Source organism: Dactylosporangium maewongense (genome assembly GCF_039531485.1).
GTDB lineage: Bacteria > Actinomycetota > Actinomycetes > Mycobacteriales > Micromonosporaceae > Dactylosporangium > Dactylosporangium maewongense.
This window is the reverse complement of the sequence record NZ_BAAAQD010000022.1, coordinates 1-17,502: the sequence shown is the minus strand read 5'-3', so window position 1 is coordinate 17,502 and position 17,502 is coordinate 1. Positions and strand designations below refer to the sequence as shown.

Genomic DNA, 17,502 nt, shown 5'->3' with positions numbered 1-17,502 from the left:
AGGGCCGGCCCGCGCTGCGGGCCGGCCCGTTGCGGACGGGGCGGACGTCAATGGACCCGGTAGCCGCCCGTGGTGGCGGCCTACTCATTGAAGCCGGCGAACTCCTCGACCCAGTCGCGCAACTGCGTCGGCTGCTCGGAGTAGAAGAGGGCGGTTCCGGCCCGGATGCAAGACGGGGCGGTTCTTCGCGGAGTGAGCGTCAGCGGACGACTCGCTGCCGAAGTTCTGCCCCGTTCGGCTCGCTACCGGATCGAAGCGACGATACTCCCGCACGTGGAGGCCCCGCCGACGCGCGACAGTTGCACGGCGGCAGGGCCTCCGGCGTTGAGCGATGCTCATCGCCTCAATGAAACCGCGGCTCTAGCACCCCGAACTAGCACCCCGAACGCTTCGACGTGTCTGCGGACTTGCCTCGGCTGTCGGCGGCCGTGACGATCACGCGCTGGTAACGCGTGAGCGGCGTTGCACCTGAATCGGTGACCGCCAAGATCACGTGCACGGTTTGTCCTGGCTGCGCGTCTTCGGGCATTTCGAACGATGGCGTTCGCGTCGACGCGCCCTCGAGTGCGATTCGGCCTGGGTATGTTCCAGCCTCGGCGTACTGGTACCACGCGAAGGTGAGCTTGTCGCGGTCCGGATCGGACGCCTTGCCGACGAGCTGAACGGGCCGGCCCGGCTTCACGACCAGGTCGCACGACGCCACCGTGGGGACGGGCGGGTGGTTGGCGTCCGCGAAGCCCTTGAATGTCCAATCGATCCGCGCGGCCATGTCGTTCTGGACCGCATCGGTCCAGCGCGCCTGAGGCCAGCCCGGGCTGTTGAAGTCCGCAACCGCTGCCCCTTGGACGTGGTCACGGGTCAGCGGCCGGTCCAGGGTCAGGCCACCGCCAAGCGTGGAGGCGGTCGTCCCTGCGGTCTGTGCTGCCTTGAGCGCCGGCGTGAACGTGATGCCCGAGCCCGGGTCCGCCACGGCCGTGCCCGCTGAGACCGCAGCGGGAAGCGGCTGCTGGAGCGTCACGCCGCTGCCGGTGGCGAACGGGGTTCCGACGGCCTTGATGGTGACCGTGAACTGGCTGGTGCCGGTTCCGATCCGGAGCTGGTCGCCGGGCCGCATGACCGGGTCCGTGAAGCAGGCGGCGGCGTTGGCGTTGCAGGACGCGCCCGTCGAGGCGACCTTCAGGACGGTGTCGCCCGGTGCGGCCGCGGCGGCTGCCGTCGTGGCGACGCGCTGGGTTCCGACGTCGGTGACGGTGACCGTCTGCGCCGTGTCGCCCGTTCCGATCGTCAGCGGATCGCCTGTGAAGTAGTTGGTAACTGTCGTGACCTTGATGTTCGTCGCACCCGCTGGCGCGGCGTCGAAGAGCGTCGTCGGGCCGGCGCCGCCGCCGCCGGCCAGCGTCACGGTACGCGTCTCCGCGTCTGAGCCGGTGCCGATGGTGACGGTGTCCCCGGCGAGGAAGTCGTTCGTCTGGTTGTGGATGCCACCGCCTGGCTGCCTCACCCGCGCGACCTTCACATTGGTCGACCCGGCCGGCGCGGCGGCGGCCAGCGTTGTGTTCAGGACGGGGTATGGACTCAGATCCGTAGCCTTCGGGCGGGTGCCGCCCAGGTACGCCGGGTCATCCGCCCACACACGATCCTTGACGTGGACGAAACGCCCGCCCCAACCGCCGTAGGTCGGGTCGTCGAGCTGACCCAAACCGGTCGGAATCGTGTGCAGGAACGATGGCGAATCGCCCTCGGAGAACCAATCGCCCGGCGCGCAGCCGCCACGGCAGATGCTGTTGCCTTCAACGCCGCCGTTCACGGGGTACGTCGCCGCGTACGGGCCCTTCTGAATGTTCGCCGCGATCCAGTCCTTCTGGAAGTAGCTGAGCTGCGGCTGGGGCGTGTACTGCCAGGAGCCGTAGGCGAACGCCTCGAACTGCTCGCGGTTCATCAGGATGCTGACCTGGGGCCACGCCTTGGCGATGTAGTCCTTGTAGGTGAGGTCCTGGTCCTGGATGACGTAGATGAAGGCCTTGTCGGAGACCTTCCGGTAGATCTCGTCCCAGTGACGGGTTCCTTGGTACTCGTCGCGGATCGAGCGAAGCGCGGCCGCGATGGTGTTGGTTCCGCCCCACGCTTGCAGGTAGACCGGGCCCGGCTCGTTGTCCAGGAGGACCTTCTTGATCAGGTCCGACCCCGGCGTGTCCTTGGCCATCTCGCCACCGGCTGTGATGTTGCCGTCCTTGACGACGCTCAGCAGGTGCTCCGGGGTGGGATAGCGCGGGTCGTGCTTGACGAGATTGGGGTGGGCCTGGCGGTACAGACCGTCGATCATGGCGGGGATCCAGCTCGTGCCATGCCACCGGTTGGCCGTGATCGGCGGGGTCGCGGTGGGGTCGCCGGCCCAGTGCCAGCGAGACGCCGAGGTGACGATGCCCTCGACGTCGAAGTCGTTCGCGTAGAGCAGGAAGCGATGCATCGAGGCGATGTCGTCGCCTTCTCCGTCCGTCGTGATGATCACGCGCGGCTTGTCGATCGGGCGCGGTTTTGCGTTTGCATTGGCACTCACGGCGCCGAAAGCATCGGCACTCACGGCACCGAAAGGCACTGCCAGCGCGAGTAACAGCGCCAGCCCCGTCCTCAACGGCCTTCTGGGCACTCCGACCTCTCTTCTTCCTCGTGGCGACAGGCAGGTGTCGGCGTGACCACCTCGAACACGCCGATGGTTGTCGATGCGACGGATGTCGAACGCTTGAAACCGCCACCTCGACAGCCCGGGGGGTCCGGGCGGTTGTCTGGGACGCTCATCGGCCTTCCGCACCACGCACGGTTGAATATCTATTCAGGCCTGACTTGATATATAGCGTTAATCAGCACGACACAAAAGTCAAGACTGTCGACCTGACGGCCGTCCCGCTTGTCGGTCGACCGGGTCGACGCTGCCGACGAACGACACAGCCTCGCCGTCAACTCCAACCGGCGCCCAGCCGGCTTCGACAAAGCCCATGTCCGCATCTCGCCGCTGCCGCTGCCAACCGGCTCCTGCCACGTGTCGACCCGGCGCCCGAGGGCGGCGTCCGTCGCGCGACACCAAGGTCTAGCCGGAGGTCGACGACCTCGACGCGCTGCTTGTCACAATTCCACAGTGGACGGTGCTCCATGACCGCCACAGCAGGGCCGGACCCGACGCGACGGCGAGACCACCCCACTCGGCCGGTGGCCGACCAATCGCTGTCGCCCGGCTAATCGATTGGAAGTCGGTGCGGCTGTCGGTTCTGCTGGCGGGTCAGGAGGTGGGCCGAGGTTGCCAGGACGAAGGCGGCCAGGGTCAGGAAGCTCACGAACCGGACGGTCCACAGTGGACCATGTGCGCTCCCGGTGAGCGGGGAGGCGGCGCCGGTGGTCAGGAGGGCGGCGGCGAGCCAGCCGAGGGCGGTGGTGGCCAGCGGGGCGCGGGCGTGGCGGAGGAGGGTCGCGGCGGCGGCGGCGAACACCGCGGCGGCGAGGCCGATGAGGGCGATGCCGGCGCTGTTGGCGTACAGGAGGGCGGTGACCGTCGAGTCGTCGAGGCGGGTGTCGCCGTGGGCCATCGCGACCGCGTCCAGGAACGAGGTGGCCGTGCCGCCGACCGTCACGAGGGCGGCGACGGCGCCGGTGGTGACGTATGAGCACAGTGGACGGTCGGGCAGGTGCAGGGCGCGGGGCAGGAGGGCGCCGAAGGGCAGGAGGAGCAGCATGAAGGCGCAGCCCGCGACGTAGTCGCCAGCCAGGTAGCGGGTGCCGTGGGCGTGGAAGAAGTCACGGACCTCGGCGACCGGGGCGCCGGCCGGGGGTGGCTCGCCCTGCAGGACAGCGGCGCCGAGCAGGAACAGGACGAACCAGCCGATGCCGAGCAGGCCGACCCAGCGGCCGTTGTTGAGACGATGCATGCGACCCATGCTCGAGGCCGGGACCGTCGGGCGCGTCGTGTCGTGGTCCACACCGGACGGTCGTGCGCTGGTCGTACACCTGCCGCCGCCGACTCAATCGCACGGTGGACGCGGCTGGTTGCGGCTGCGACCGTGGTGGCAGCGGGTGGACGGTCCCCAGGCCTGACGACCCCGCGGGGGCGTGCGGGCCACGATGCGGGGCATGACGAATGCCATCAGGACACGCGGGCTGACGAAACGGTACGGCGGCCGGGCCGTCGTGGACGGGCTCGATCTGGACGTCCCGGCGGGCGTGGTCGCGGGGCTCATCGGGCCCAACGGCGCCGGCAAGACCACGACGCTGCGGATGCTGCTGGGGCTGGTACGACCGGACGCCGGCGACGGCAGCGTGAACGGCGCGCCGCTCGGCCGGCCGGCCGCGTACCTGCCGTGGGTCGGCGCGATGATCGAGGGCCCGGCGTTCTACCCGGGGCTGTCGGGCGCGCGGAACCTCGCCGTCCAGGCGGCCCTCGGCGGTCTCGACCCGGCCGGGATCCCGGCGCTGCTCGCGCGGGTGGGGCTGACCGGTGACAAGCCGTTCCAGCGCTACTCGCTCGGCATGAAGCAGCGGCTCGGGATCGCGGCGGCGCTGCTCGGCGACCCGGCGCTGGTCATCCTCGACGAGCCGGCCAACGGCCTCGACCCGGCCGGGATCCGGGACATGCGCGGGATCGTGCGGTCCATCAACGACGACGGGCGCACGGTGCTGGTCTCCTCGCACCTGCTGTCCGAGGTCCAGCAGGTCTGCGACTGGCTGATCGTCATCGGCGACGGCCGGCGGCTGTTCCAGGGCCCGACGAGCGAGCTGCTCGCCGGCGGCGGCGACCTCGAGGAGCACTACCTGTCCATGTTCACTGCCACGTTCACTGCCACGGAAGGGCGGTCGTCATGATGCGCGCGTTCAGGTCGGAGCTGCTGAAGCTGCGTCGGCCGCGGGTGTTGTACGGGGCGCTCGGCGGCCTGTTCGGCTTCACGATCCTCGTGACGGTGCTGACCTTCGCGACCGCGCCGGTGCCGCCGGCCAGGCTGACGGCGGGGTTCACGAACGCGTCGCGGCTCGTCGGCGTGGTGGTACTCGTCGTGTTCCTCACCAGCGTCACCACCGAGCACGGCCTCGGCACCCTGCGGACGCTGCTGCTGCGCCAGCCGTCGCGGGACCGGCTCCTCGCCGGCAAGCTGCTCGCCCTCGCCGCCTGCACGGCCGGTGCGCTGCTCGTCGCGCTGGTGGTGAGCCTCGCGGCGGCCGCGGTCGTCACCGGTATCCGCGGCACGCCCACCGAGCCGTGGCCGGCGGACGCCGTGACCGGCTACCTGAACACGGTGCTCGCCGCCATCCTGTACGGCACCGTCGGGCTGGCGCTCGGGGTGCTGCTGCGCTCGACGCCGATCGCGGTCGGGGTGGCGCTGTTCTGGTTCATCATGGTGGAGAACATCGCGCGCAACACGGTCCCCGCCGCCGGCCACTGGCTGCCCGGCCTCCTCGCGGGCGCGGTCACCGGCGCACCGGGCAGCGTCCCCTACAGCCACGGTCTCGCCGGGGTGCTGGTGTACGGCGCGCTCGCGCTGACCGCGGCCTTCATCACCTTCGCCCGGCGGGACGTCACCGCCTGAACCGGTCACGTCATCCAGCCGGGTCGGATCAGGCCTGTCTCGTACGCCATGATGACCAGCTGCGCGCGATCCCTGACGTGCAGCTTGGTCATCGCCCGGCTGATGTGCGTCTTCGCCGTCGCCAGGCTGACGAACAACCGCGCGGCGATCTCGTCGTTGGTGAGGCCCTGCGCGGCCAGCACCATCACCTGCCGCTCGCGTTCGGTGAGCCCGGCGAGCCGCTCGGCGGGCCTGGCCTCCTTGGCCCGCGACGCGAACTCCCGCACCAGCCGCCGGGTGACGCTCGGCGCGAGCATCGAGTCGCCGGCGGCCACGACCTGGATCGCCCGGATCAGGTCGTCGGGCTCGTTGTCCTTGAGCACGAAGCCGCTGGCCCCGGCCCGCAGCGCGTCGAACACGTACTCGTCCAGCTCGAACGTCGTCAGGATGAGCACCTTGACCTCGTCGAGTCCGGGGTCGGCGGCGATGCGGCGGGTCGCCTCGATGCCGTCCATCACCGGCATGCGCACGTCCATGAGCACGACGTGCGGCACCAGCTCGGTGGCCTTCTCGACCGCGACCCGGCCATCACCGGCCTCCGCCACGACGTCGACGCCCCCGCCGTCCTGCAGCAGCGCCCGGAGCCCGGCCCGCATCAACGCCTGGTCGTCGGCGAGCACCAGTCTGATCACGCGGTCCCCCGAACAGACGGGCCTCTCAAGGCGGGACGGGAGCCGTGCCCATGTACAGCGCTTCGCCGTCCGGCCCGGGTCATGACGGTGTCCGGTAGGGCAGCTCGGCGTACACGCGGAATCCACCGCCAGGCGTCGGGCCGGACTCAAACGTGCCGGCGAGGCCCACGGCGCGCTCGCGCATCCCGGTGATGCCGTCGCCGTCGGGGTTGGGCAGGGTGGCGGCGGGGCCGTGGTCGTGGACGGTGACCATCACGGCGTCGTCGGTGAACGCGATCCGCAGCGTCGCGGCGCCGGCGGCGCTGTGCCGGCGGACGTTGGTCACGGCCTCCTGAACGATGCGGAACGCCGCCAGGTCCACCGCCGTCGCCAGCTGCCGCGGCTCGCCCTCGACGGTCTTCGTGACACGCAGGCCCGCCTCGCCGGAGCGGGCCAGCAGCTCGTCGACCTGGGAGAGGCCGGCGCTCGGCCGCCGCGGCGCGTCGGTGTCGCGGCGCAGGACGGCGAGGGCGGCCCGCAGGTCGTCGAGGGTCTCCCGGCTGACCTCCTTGATCGCCGCGACCGACGCCCGCGCCTGTTCGGGGTCGCGGTCGAAGAGCCGCAGCGCCACGTTGGCCTGCATGTTGACCAGCGACACGTGGTGGGCGAGGACGTCGTGCAGGTCCCGCGCCACCCGCAGCCGCTCGTCGCTGACCCGCCGCCGCTGCTCGGCGACCCTGGCCCGCTCGGCGTCGGCGCGGCGCTCCCCCGCGACCCGGACTGCCTCGCCCACGGCGAGCACGAGCCCCAGCACGGCGGCGATCGCCACGACCGCGACCGGCCCCGGCGCCGCCTGCCGCCCGACGGCGGCGCTCACCAGCAGATATGTGGGCAGCCCGGCCGCCGTCACCACCCACGCCGCGCGCCGCCGGCCGGTCGCGACGGCGACGACCATCGCGACCGCGAGGCTCAGCGCGGCCGGCCCGAAGCGGTAGCCGAGCGTGTAGTAGGCGGCGGTCGCCGCGAAGTTGCCGGCGAGGACGAGGACCGGCGCGCGGTGCCACAGCCACAGCAGCGCCGGCCCTACCGCGAGCAGCGCGATCGCGAGTGCGTCGACGGGCCGCCGCTCGGTGACCCGTTGTGCCGCCGCGACGGTCGTGGCGATCTGCAGCGCCCCGACCAGCACGGGCATCCACGGCCGCCGGCACCACCGCTCCCACGCCGCGCTGCTCCCGCCCCCGTCCACAGCTCCACGCTAGGGGCGCCCGCCGTGCCGGTCGTCATCCTCGGGACTGCTCGTCACCTACGACCCCAGGAGTACCAGAAGCCGCCCGGCTACGACTCAAGTCGCATTGCATGCCAGGACCGATTCGTGTAGTACTTCATTATGCAGTACGGAACTGATGACGACGGCCTGCTGTACGACGAGGGCACCCGGGCCGCACTCACGGCGTTCGCGGGCGAGGAGGCGCTGCCGCTGCTCGAGGCCGCCGCGGCGGTGCGGTCGGCGGCGGGAGCGATCGAGCACCTCCGCTCGGCCGGCGCGGAGGGGCGCGGGCTCAGCGCCGGCGCGTTCGACCTGCTGGTGCGGCTGAGCCTGAGCGGCGAGGCCGGCCTGCCGCTCGGCGAGCTGGCGCAGGCGCTCGGCGTCACCCCGCGCAACGTCACCGGGCTCGTCGACACCCTCGAGCACAAGGGCCTGCTGCGGCGCGTGCCGGACCCGGCGGACCGGCGTTCGGTGCGGGCCGTCGCGACCGACGACGGGCTGGCGTGGCTGGCGACGTTCCGGGCGCCGACGCGGATGGCGATGGAGGCCGTGTTCGCCGGCTTCAGCGCCGCCGAGGCCGATCAGTTACGCGACCTGTGTCTCCGGCTCGTCCAAGGCGTTCGAAGGGTGCGATCACGATGAACACTGTCGATGTGGTGCGGGCGTATCACGAGGCCCGGTTCCGCGGGGACGTCCCGGCGGCCGTGGCGCTGACCGGCACGCCGTTCCGGTTCGAGAGCCCGATGCTGCGGTTCGACGACCCCGCGGCGCACCTGGCCGGCCTTCCGGACTTCCTGCGGATCGTCACCGGTGTCGACCTGCTCAGCGAGCTGTACGGCGCGGACGAGGCCACCCTCGTCTACGACGTCCACACGGCGACGCCGGTCGGCACGCAGCGCACGGCCGAGCACTTCCGCCTCACCGGCGGCCGGATCACGTCGATCAGGCTGATCTTCGACGCGACCCCGTGGCAGGCGCTGCACGCGGCGGTCGCGGGATGATCATCCCGCGACGATGACCGACTCCATGGTGCGGGCGATCGCCTCCGCGCCCGCGCGGGACAGGAACGCGGTGTCCACGTCGACGGTGAGCACCAGCGCGCCCGGCTCGTCGTCGATGTGCAGGAACAGCGGCTCGGTCGGCCCGCTCGACGCGCCGACCCACTCCAGCACACCGTCGGCGGTCGTCGCCTCCACTGTGGAGGCCCGCTGCATGCGGCGGTCGTTGTAGCAGACGGTGCGGGTGACGTCGGTGTCCGCGCCGGCGAGCACCTCGGCGAGCCGCATCGGGTCGTAGTAGGCGTGCTTGTGCGCGGCGAGCGACGCCCGCGCGACCCGGCCGAGGGCCTCGTCGAACGGCACGGACACGTCCGCGACGCACAGCCCCAGCTGTGCCAGCGGCGTGACGACCTCGGCCAGCCCCGAGCGGAACCGGTTGCCCACCAGGTGCCGCACCGCGACCTGGTCGGTGCCGGCGACCCGGCCGACGGCCATCATGAACGCGGTCGACAGGATCGTCGCCGGGTCGACCCCGGTGCGCGCGGCGACCAGCGGCAGCGCACCCGCCATCGCCGGCGAGGTGAACCGCGCCTTCGGATACCGCACCGGCTCCGGCGTCCGTCCCGGCGGCAGCACCGTCACCGACGGCAGGTGCCGCTCCCAGTGGCGGACCGCGGCGGCGCTCTGCCGGACCCCGGACGGCGAGCGCTGCCACTCGGCCAGTTCGAGCGGCTGCGGGCCGGTGACGGGCGTGGCGACGCGGGCGCTCGCCTCGGCCACCATCACCCCGGCGCCGATCGCGTCGGTCACCAGGTGCGGCATGATCGCGACGAGCCGCTCCGGCCGACCGTCGCGGCACACGATCGCCGCGCGCAGCGGCCAGTCCGCCGCCAGGTCCGGCGCCGCGATCCGGTAGCCGTGCTCGACCTCGGCGGCGAGCCCGAGGGGGTCGACCGTCTCGTACACCTCGACGGTCAGCATCCCCTCGGCGTGCACCTCCTGCAGGGTGCCCGCGCGCAGCCGCGTCCGGAAGGACTGGTAGCGCTCCAGCGAGTAGCGCAGCTCGTCGAGCACGTCCGCGACGGTCGTGCCAGGCGCCACCGGCTGGTGCCCGCCCATCGGCAGCCACGACCGCTCGCGGTCCATCGTCAGCAGCATCGACTGCTGGCCCCAGGTCAGCTCGGCCACGCCACTGCCCTCGCCGCGGAACGCGACGTCGACCCGATCCACCACGTCAACCATCGACGGATCCATTCTCGTCCGGCTCGCGACCAGAGACAGCGTAGCGCCCCGCGCTCACGGCACCAGATGGATGCGGATCTTTCTCGCGGTGACCACCGCGTCCTCCAGGACGTTGAGCCGTGGCTCCGGGACCTCCAGCAGGTGGGGGTGGCGCAGCGCGGCGACGGGCGCCAGCCGCGGATCCTCCAGGACGTGGTCGATCATCGCGCGGTCGCCGCCGCAGACGACCGAGGCGAGGCCCTCACCGCCGGACAGGACGCGCACCGCGATGTCCGCGGTCTCCTCGACGGCGGCGTCCGTCTGGTTGCCGCGGCGTCTGGCGTACCGCTGCTGCGACCACCCACCGGCAGCGGTGCGCCCCTGCACGTAGAACCGCTCGACCTTCGACGTCTCCAGGGTCGTGCCCTCGGCGACCCCGACGGCCGCGGCGCCCCTGCGCACGAGCAGCAGCCCGATCCTCGGCGGCCGGGCGATCCCCTGCAGCAGCGCGTCGATGTCGGCGACGCCGTCCAGGCCCGGCGGCGGGTGCAGCGTCGCGGTGTCGCCGTTGCTGGCGCCGGTCAGGGTGAGCGCGTCCTCGGTCGCACCGTCGTGCCGGCCGTAGAACCCGTCCAGCCAGCCCTTCAACCGCTCGGGGGAGATCTCGACCCAGCGTCCCCCGCCGGCGGCGGGCCTTGCCTTCACCATGTTCCCATTTTGCCGTTGTGTCGCATGTACGAACAGCAGCGGGCCGCTCCGGTCTGTCCCGCGCCTCTGGTGGCGGCGCTGTCAGGTGCCATGCACGAACAGCAGCGGGACCAGCACGACGACGCTGACGATCGCGACGGAGGACAGCACGCCGCGCCAGGTGCGCAGGAACCGCCGGATCCGCCGCCGCAGGCCGCCCCGGCGCGGCTGTGGGCTGGGGTCGTCGCCGGTGACCGCGAAGATCTCCAGCCAGAGCCCGCCGAGCAGCGCGATCGGCGACGCGACCGCCACGACGGCCAGGCGGACCCCAGTCAGCGGCGGCATGTGGTTGACGACGACGGCGGTCACCGCGGCGACCAGCACGGCGACGGCGAGCTGCGCGACGGCACGCAACCGTCCCTGCACCGCCACCTCCTCGTGTCGGTCCTCAGCCTAGGTCCTGCCGCTCCACGCGGGCAGGTGCTTCACCCGCCGGCGTGAACTCGGCCGTCACCCGCCAGCCGGTCGCGGTGGGGCCGTAGGTCAGCGTCCCGCCGGCGGCGCGGACGTCGGTGTCGAGGCTGCGCAGGCCGTACCCACCGCCGCCCGCTTCCCTGGAAGGACCTGCTCCGGGTGGGCGCCGGGTCGTGACCCGCACGGCCGCCTCGTCGGCGGTGACGGTCAGCGTGGTGCCCGGGCCGTCGTGGCGCAGCGCGTTGGTGGCGGCCTCCGCGACCAGCCGGGCGGCCACGTCGCGGACGGCGACCGGCAGGCGGGTCAGGCCGGCGGCCGGGTCTCCCGGCACCGACAGGCCGGCCTCGCGCAGCGCGTCGAGCCGCCCGGTCAGCGTCGCCCCCTCAGCCTCCCCAGCCTCCTCCGCCAGGGCCTGCCGCACCTCGGCGAGGGCGTCCCGGCCCGCCTGCAGCACGGTGTCGAGGCGCCGCCGGTCGGCGGGTGCGAGCTCGGCGGTCGCCCGCAGCGCCTCGCCCTGCACCAGCATGACCGTCATCGTGTGGGCGAGGCTGTCGTGCAGCCGGCGGGCGAGCCGCTCCCGCGCGCGGGCCGTCTCCGCCGCCTGCTCGGCGAGCCGCCGCTCGCCGCGTTCGCGTAGGTGCTCGGCCCGTTCCCGTAGATGCTCGCCGCGCTCGACGCCGGCCAGCCAGGTGACGGTCAGCGCGACGGCCGCGAGCAGGCCGCCCTCGACCGGGCCGCGCCGGACCGCGCCGGCGACCGTGACGAGCACTGTTGCGGCGGCGCAGACGCCCCAGCGGACCACCGGTGACCGTTGCGTCGCCGCCGTGTACATGGCGAGGGACACCGGCAGGTACCCGACGGCGCGCCCCATCCCGAGCAGTGAGTGCGCCGCCGTCGCCACGCTGATCACCGCGAGCACCGTCCCGGGCGCCCGGTTCCGCCACACGAGCGGCACCAGCTGCGCCACCGCGAGCGGCACGGAGACCACCGTGCCCGACAGGGCGTAGAGCACGATGAGGGTGGCGTACAGCGTCAGGTCGATCGCGATCCGCCAGTGCCGGCTCATCGGCGCCCCCTTCCAGATCACTGGCATATCATCGGCCGGGTGATCCGGCTCGCCATCGTCGACGACCAGGCGCTCGTCCGCGAAGGGCTGGCCCTCATCCTCGGCGCGGAGCCCGGCATCGAGGTGGTCGCCGAGTTCCCGGACGGCGCGGCGCTGCTGCGCGACTTCGTCCCCGCCGACCTCATCCTGCTGGACCTGTACCTGCCGGGCGCCGACGGGGTCGCGACGATGCTGCGGCTGCGGGCCGAGCGGCCCTCGGTCAAGGTGCTGATGCTGACGACCGTCGGCAGCGCCGCGGACATCCAGCGTGCCCTGGCGGCCGGCGCCGACGGGTTCGTGCTCAAGGACGCCACCGGCTCCGAGCTGGCCGCGGCGGTGCGGGGCGCGCACGCCGGGGTGCGCCCGTTGAGCGCGTCGGCCGCCGACCTGCTGTGGCCTCGGGCCGCTCCGCCCCGCCCTTCGTCTCCTGCCGCCGATCTCAGCTCGCTCACACCGCGCGAGCGGGAGGTGCTGGAGCTGCTCGGCCAGGGCCTGGGCAACCGTGAGATCGCCGGTGCCCTCTCCCTCGCCGAGCGGACCGTCAAGGCCCACGTCAGCAACGTCCTGGCGAAGCTCGACGTGGCGAGCCGCACCCAGGCCGCGCTGCTGGCCCGGGGGCTGCGCGGGTCGTAGGACCAAAGTCGCGGTCGGACCACGTACCTTTGCCCGTTCCAGCCGGCGGCGGACTGCGCGAGGCTGCAGTGGTGCTGACCGTTCCGCGCCGATGGCGTCGCCGCATCACCATCACCCTCGCGGTGCTGCTCGTCGTCACCGGCGGCCTGTACCTGCGCAACAGCTCGACGCTCGCCGGCCCGTCGAAGGGCGAGCGGCCGTTCCTGCTCGCGCACCGCGGGATCGCGCAGACCTTCGACCTCGCTGGCGTCACCGCCGACACCTGCACGGCGCGGATCATCCACCCGCCGCAGGTGCCATTGCTGGAGAACACGCTGCCGTCGCTGCGGGCCGCGTTCGAGGCGGGCGCCGACCAGGCCGAGATCGACGTGCAGGTGACGCGCGACGGCCAGCTCGCGGTGTTCCACGACGCCACCCTCGACTGCCGCACCGACGGCCACGGCCCCGTCGGCGAGCACACGCAGGACGAGCTCCGGAAGTTGGACGTCGGGTACGGGTACACCGCCGACAACGGCACCACGTTCCCACTACGCGGCACCGGAGTCGGCCTGCTCCCCACGGTGCCCGAGGTGTTCGCCGCGCTGCCGGACCGCGCGTTCAAACTCGACCTGAAGCGCGACGACCCGGCCGACGGCGACGCGCTCGCCACGTTCCTGGCCACGCTCCCCGCCGCCCGCCTCGCCACGGTCACCGTCACCGGCGGCGACACCGCGGTCGCCGCCGTCGTGCGCCGCCTGCCCCAGGTGCGCGCCACCTCCCGCGCCATCATCAAGGACTGCCTGCTCGACTACGCCGCCACCGGCTGGACCGGCCGCGTCCCGTCCAGCTGCCACCACCGCGAGCTCCCCCTCCCCGCCCACTACGGCCAATGGTTATGGGGCTGGCCCCACCTCTTCGTCGCCCGCATGCGCGCCGCCGACACGCGCGTCGTCCTGGTCCGCTCGGTGGGCGACTGGTCCGCCGGATTCGACACCCAGGCCGACCTCACCGACCTCCCCGACAACTGGTCCGGCGGCATCTGGACCAACCGCACCGACGTCATCGCCCCACTCGTCACGCCATCCCGCTGACCGTCTCGCAACGTCCTCGGCTCCCCCGCCCACGCCGCAACCCCCTGCTCGCCGCGTGTGAAGATTTGGCGCAGGGTGTGGCGGGGCACGACGACGGGCGCCTATGTTGCTCGCATGCGGCGGGGATTGCGGGCGGCGGTGTGGGTCACGGTCGTGATGCTCGGTGCCGCATGTTTCTGGAGTCCCTCGCCGGGCTCGCGCTACTCAGAGCAGCAGCGTGTCGACCTCACCGACGACATCGTCGTCGGTGTCTGGGTCGGCCACGTCAGCGGCGCCACCTATACGTTTGCTGCCGACGGCACGTTCGAGGCGGTCGGCGTCCCGACGGCGACCTTCGATGACACGCCGTTTCGCATCGGGGGACCGATCGGGCCGTACCGTTGCCAGGGCTCGTGGCGTATCGCACAGGACCGCCATCTGCTCGTGCTCGACGTGACCTCGATCCGCGACGAGCGCGACGGCCAGCCGTACGCGCAACCGCGCAGCGTCACGTTCAGTGCGACGCAGTGGGTCAGCGACCCGCCGGACGATCCGGTGAAGCCGCTCACGCTGGAGCTCGGCGCTGACCGGATGACCGAGAAGTGAAGCGGCGCCTCGTGTTGGCCGTGCCGGCGCTGCTGCTGTCCGCGGCCTGCGGGCTCGGTGAAGCGCTGGCCGACTACCCAACGGAGCCGGTCGAGGTGAGCACCGCCGACCTGGTGGGTGTGTGGGCCGGCTACGAGAGCTCCGCCCGCTACGACCTGCGCGCCGACGGCACCTTCGAGGCGACCGGTGTGCCGGTCAGCCAGCTGGGCACCTTCTTCGAGGACAGCGGCCGGTTGGGTCCGTTCCACGGCCACGGCCACTGGAGGCTCGGCACCATGGCACAGTCCTCACCGCAGACGTCCCGAGACGCCGTGCTCGACTTCGACGAACTGCTCGACGCCGACAACTCGCGGATCGAGCAGCGCGGCGACGTCCACCTCAACGCCGCGACGCCGACGGACGCCCCCGACCACGTCCTGATCCTGACGACCACCCACGACTGGTTCCAGCGCCTGCCCTGAATTCGCACAGGATCGAGGCGCGCCGTCCATCGCACCGCCGTGCGTGTCAGCGCGCCACGAACCGCCTGGTGCCGCCTTCTCCGATCAGCTCGAACATCGCGGCGTCGACGAGCACGCGGCGCAGGAGGCCTTCGGCCGCACCGTCGTCCAATGAGGACGGCGCGGCGATGTGGTCCAGGGCGACTGCGCCGATCGTCGCCTGGAAGGTGTACTGGAACGGCGCCATGCTGTTGGCATAGCGCAGGGCGATCCGCCCGTGCCAGTCGAGGGCGAACACCGTGCGGCCCTGCCGCGCGCCGAAACTGATCCGGTGGTCTCCCACTGCGTCATGCCCCAGCAGGTAGATCCCGAACGCGGCGTCCTCGTCTTCGATGTCCTCGTCGGCCACGCCGTCCGGCACCCCGTCCGGCCGGTCCGGATCCCGGTCGACGTGGAACGTCCGCCCCGCAAGGGTGTCCAATGCCAACGGCTCGGCGTCCGTGGCCGCGACGAACCCCCGATGCCCCCAGCGCGTCGACGAGATAGTGCAGGCGTGGTAGTTACCCCACACGACCTTCGAGCTCCAGTCGTCGCAGCCACTGTCGCCGTCGTCGTCCCAGTACGTGGGGTCCTCGGCGTAATACCCGGCGCTCTTGACATGAAGGTCGAACCAGAGCCGGCCAGCAGGGTCGAGCCGCCCCTGCCACGCCAGCTCCTCGACGGCATGCCCAGCCGGCCAGGGATTGCCCGGAAAGAGGATACGGTCGCTCACCCCCGCGACACTGCCACACCACCGCCAGCCGGCAGCAGGGTCACGCCTCTTCGGTCGCTCGCAGGTGCTCGGCGAGTCCGGGAACGGTCGTGAGCACGAGGGGGTCGACGCTCGCGCGGATCAGGTCCGCCTCCTCGTCTCCCCGCTGGCCCTCAAGAATGACGACGACGAACGTGGCCGGGAGCGAGCTGTGGATGCCGCCCAGACGCGCCGTCGTGGTCATCGCCTTGCAGACCCGGGCCATGGCGGCGTCATGAGCCGTCCAGAGCGAGTCCAGCGCCGCGTCACGTTCGGCATCGTTGGTGGCGGGGTTCAGGTACTCCTCGGTGAGGCGCTGATACCACGGCCGCATCGCATCACTCGCGGCGTCCAGGACGTCCCACCGCCACTCCGGCGGCGTGAACCGCGTCGAGTATCCGTCGTCGTGGCGCACCGCCGCCTCGGTGTTGGCGGCCAGCGCGGGCGGGAGGATCACGGTGCCGTCGGCGTAGAAGAGATGGAACGCCGCGGCGTACAACCGCTCGCCCGGACAGGCCGCAGCCAGACCGGCGAGGGCCTGGCATCCACTGTCGTGCCACGCCGTCTCGAAAGCCTGCCAAACCACCACCGCACGTTACCGCGCCGCAACCACCGGGCTTCGATCGCTGATCACCACCGGCACCGGCGACAACGGCGTATGACCCAGTGAGCTCGACGACGACCAGGTCCACAACTCGCTCCATCCGGCCGTGCTCGCGGCAGGCACGATCGAAGCGGTCACCCGGACGAGCCCAATGCTTCGGGTGATAGCCCGGCTCGCCCCCAGGCGCGTGGACAGCGCTCGATCAGGTGATGGCCTTGTGAAGGTACTGGGCAGGCCGTCGCGTGATCTGGGCGTGGGCTGGCAGGCTGACGTCGTGGGTCACGCAACGGCAGGAGCGGTCGGCGACCGAGTGGGTGGGGGTCGAGCATCCAACCGGACCCCGTTGATCGCGCTGGTCTGTATGGTGCTGTGCGCGCTTGGCAGCGCCTGCGGCGGCCCGATGGGGTCACAGGACCGCACGACGGCTGTCGGTTACCTGCCGGACGGCCGGGTCCTCGTGGCAGCTGCAGGGTATGAGCGGCCGGCCAGTCTCTGGACCGCGCAACCAGGTGAGGACCCACGCTCGCTGCCGTTCGACTACTGCAGCCCGATCATGGTCCTGTCGATCTTCTCGATGTCGGCCGAACGCATCGGGCTCACCGTGTGGTGCCACGAGTCGCCGGAGTTCCGGCTCGTCGCCCTGGATTTGCCGACGGGACTGGTCACACCGTTGACCACTGCGCCGCGGATCGATTCCGGCGTCTGGCTGCCACGGTCGGGCATCGGCGTCGTGCAGTACCGCACCAACCGCATCAGCAACGACGACCGATGCCTTGGCGTCGGAGAGGTGGACACCGACGGGGTCATCCGCCCCCTGCACCTGACCGTGCTCCTGCCGACCACCTCGGTGCCGCTGACGACGTCCCTGCCTCCGCCTGACGCGACCGACTGTACTGCTCATACCCTGGCCCGAGCTCCCGCCGTGTCCACGAACGAGCGCTACACCGCCTTTTTCCTGCACCCGTGTCCCGACCAATGCGCCGGCACCGAACAGGAGTGGCAACGCGAATGGTTCGTGGTGGTCCACGACCGGATCACCGGGCACAGCGCAGCATCGCCCCACCCGTTCCGCCGCCCTTACGACCTGGCAGTCGCTGACGACGGCGCGCTGGTGATCAGCGCCCGTTACGGCGACACGACGGGCCTCTGGTACTGCCAGCCGCAGGACTGCACCAGACCGAGAAGTCTCGCTGAAGGAGTCTTCTTCTCGCCCGGCTTCCGCCACGACAACGCGTACCTGATCGCGGTGGAGAACGGTGAAATTGAGCCAACCGTGATCAAGCTTGAGCTTCCCCCGCTTTGATGGAGCGGTGGTTACCTGCCTCCGGTCGGGGCAGGGGTGAGGTTGTCTGGCCCGGTGTGGGTCTGCCAGGCGGTCTCGTATTCGTCGGGGCTGCGGTAGCCGAGGTCG

At 71.8% G+C, this 17,502-nt stretch carries 19 protein-coding genes; 9 read left to right on the top strand and 10 right to left on the bottom strand.

The features are described 5' to 3' along the window. Positions 1-373 precede the first annotated feature (373 nt). Both ABD332_RS41970 and ABD332_RS41965 read right to left on the bottom strand, forming a co-directional pair. Positions 374-2,632 carry a DUF1593 domain-containing protein gene (locus ABD332_RS41970; RefSeq protein ID WP_344509402.1) on the bottom strand — a complete coding sequence of 753 codons (2,259 nt, stop codon included), beginning with the start codon at positions 2,630-2,632 and terminating at the stop codon, positions 374-376. A 598-nt stretch (positions 2,633-3,230) separates the two neighbouring features. Next, positions 3,231-3,917, bottom strand: coding sequence for a hypothetical protein (locus tag ABD332_RS41965; RefSeq protein WP_344509401.1), 687 nt, complete (start codon positions 3,915-3,917; stop codon positions 3,231-3,233). Between the two features lie 202 nt (positions 3,918-4,119). Here ABD332_RS41965 and ABD332_RS41960 point away from each other — a divergent pair, with 202 nt between their 5' ends. Together ABD332_RS41960 and ABD332_RS41955 are read left to right on the top strand one after the other, a co-directional pair. After that, positions 4,120-4,848, top strand: a complete 729-nt coding sequence (locus ABD332_RS41960; protein WP_344509399.1) for an ABC transporter ATP-binding protein — start codon at positions 4,120-4,122, stop codon at positions 4,846-4,848. Beyond that, a complete protein-coding gene (locus ABD332_RS41955) occupies positions 4,845-5,567 on the top strand; it encodes an ABC transporter permease (protein ID WP_344509397.1) in 723 nt (240 codons plus the stop codon). The genes ABD332_RS41960 and ABD332_RS41955 overlap by 4 nt, the downstream gene beginning before the upstream one ends. 5 nt (positions 5,568-5,572) lie before the next feature. Here the strand turns inward: ABD332_RS41955 and ABD332_RS41950 are convergent, their stop codons facing one another. Both ABD332_RS41950 and ABD332_RS41945 read right to left on the bottom strand, forming a co-directional pair. After that, a complete protein-coding gene (locus ABD332_RS41950; RefSeq protein ID WP_344509395.1) occupies positions 5,573-6,238 on the bottom strand; it encodes a response regulator transcription factor in 666 nt (221 codons plus the stop codon). A gap of 79 nt (positions 6,239-6,317) precedes the next feature. Next, entirely contained in the window at positions 6,318-7,463 is a 1,146-nt protein-coding gene (locus tag ABD332_RS41945; RefSeq protein ID WP_344509393.1) for a sensor histidine kinase, read from the bottom strand. A gap of 141 nt (positions 7,464-7,604) precedes the next feature. Between ABD332_RS41945 and ABD332_RS41940 the strand changes: the two genes are divergently transcribed. Together ABD332_RS41940 and ABD332_RS41935 are read left to right on the top strand one after the other, a co-directional pair. Beyond that, positions 7,605-8,126 carry a MarR family winged helix-turn-helix transcriptional regulator gene (locus tag ABD332_RS41940; protein WP_344509391.1) on the top strand — a complete coding sequence of 174 codons (522 nt, stop codon included), beginning with the start codon at positions 7,605-7,607 and terminating at the stop codon, positions 8,124-8,126. Next, the gene (locus ABD332_RS41935; RefSeq protein WP_344509389.1) at positions 8,123-8,485 is read left to right on the top strand and encodes a hypothetical protein; all 363 of its coding nucleotides are present in this window, start codon (positions 8,123-8,125) and stop codon (positions 8,483-8,485) included. Before ABD332_RS41940 ends, ABD332_RS41935 begins: the two co-directional genes overlap by 4 nt. On the opposite strand, the gene ABD332_RS41930 is transcribed toward ABD332_RS41935, so the two are convergent. The 4 genes from ABD332_RS41930 to ABD332_RS41915 form a co-directional block, all read right to left on the bottom strand. Further along, positions 8,486-9,724, bottom strand: coding sequence for a condensation domain-containing protein (locus ABD332_RS41930; protein WP_344509387.1), 1,239 nt, complete (start codon positions 9,722-9,724; stop codon positions 8,486-8,488). A gap of 54 nt (positions 9,725-9,778) precedes the next feature. After that, complete coding sequence (locus ABD332_RS41925) at positions 9,779-10,411, bottom strand: acVLRF1 family peptidyl-tRNA hydrolase (protein WP_344509386.1); 633 nt, start codon at positions 10,409-10,411, stop codon at positions 9,779-9,781. A gap of 81 nt (positions 10,412-10,492) precedes the next feature. Then, positions 10,493-10,816: a hypothetical protein gene (locus ABD332_RS41920; RefSeq protein WP_344509385.1), complete on the bottom strand. Its 324-nt coding sequence runs from the start codon at positions 10,814-10,816 to the stop codon at positions 10,493-10,495. Between the two features lie 22 nt (positions 10,817-10,838). Next, positions 10,839-11,951 (bottom strand): sensor histidine kinase, encoded by a 1,113-nt coding sequence (locus ABD332_RS41915; RefSeq protein ID WP_344509384.1) that lies wholly within the window; start codon positions 11,949-11,951, stop codon positions 10,839-10,841. Between the two features lie 18 nt (positions 11,952-11,969). Between ABD332_RS41915 and ABD332_RS41910 the strand changes: the two genes are divergently transcribed. The 4 genes from ABD332_RS41910 to ABD332_RS41895 all read left to right on the top strand — a co-directional run bounded on the left by ABD332_RS41910 (position 11,970) and on the right by ABD332_RS41895 (position 14,718). After that, positions 11,970-12,602: a response regulator gene (locus tag ABD332_RS41910; protein ID WP_344509383.1), complete on the top strand. Its 633-nt coding sequence runs from the start codon at positions 11,970-11,972 to the stop codon at positions 12,600-12,602. Positions 12,603-12,673: 71 nt separating this feature from the next. Continuing rightward, positions 12,674-13,672, top strand: a complete 999-nt coding sequence (locus ABD332_RS41905) for a glycerophosphodiester phosphodiesterase family protein (RefSeq protein ID WP_344509382.1) — start codon at positions 12,674-12,676, stop codon at positions 13,670-13,672. Between the two features lie 114 nt (positions 13,673-13,786). After that, the gene (locus ABD332_RS41900) at positions 13,787-14,257 is read left to right on the top strand and encodes a hypothetical protein (protein WP_344509381.1); all 471 of its coding nucleotides are present in this window, start codon (positions 13,787-13,789) and stop codon (positions 14,255-14,257) included. Continuing rightward, positions 14,254-14,718, top strand: a complete 465-nt coding sequence (locus ABD332_RS41895) for a hypothetical protein (protein WP_344509380.1) — start codon at positions 14,254-14,256, stop codon at positions 14,716-14,718. The genes ABD332_RS41900 and ABD332_RS41895 overlap by 4 nt, the downstream gene beginning before the upstream one ends. A 46-nt stretch (positions 14,719-14,764) precedes the next feature. Here ABD332_RS41895 and ABD332_RS41890 read toward each other — a convergent pair whose 3' ends face one another. Together ABD332_RS41890 and ABD332_RS41885 are read right to left on the bottom strand one after the other, a co-directional pair. After that, positions 14,765-15,469 (bottom strand): hypothetical protein, encoded by a 705-nt coding sequence (locus ABD332_RS41890; RefSeq protein WP_344509379.1) that lies wholly within the window; start codon positions 15,467-15,469, stop codon positions 14,765-14,767. 40 nt (positions 15,470-15,509) lie between these two features. Next, on the bottom strand, positions 15,510-16,073 hold the full coding sequence (locus ABD332_RS41885) for a DUF4303 domain-containing protein (RefSeq protein ID WP_344509377.1): 564 nt from the start codon (positions 16,071-16,073) through the stop codon (positions 15,510-15,512). A gap of 361 nt (positions 16,074-16,434) precedes the next feature. Between ABD332_RS41885 and ABD332_RS41880 the strand changes: the two genes are divergently transcribed. Next, positions 16,435-17,394 carry a hypothetical protein gene (locus ABD332_RS41880; protein WP_344509376.1) on the top strand — a complete coding sequence of 320 codons (960 nt, stop codon included), beginning with the start codon at positions 16,435-16,437 and terminating at the stop codon, positions 17,392-17,394. The last annotated feature ends 108 nt before the right edge of the window (positions 17,395-17,502 follow it).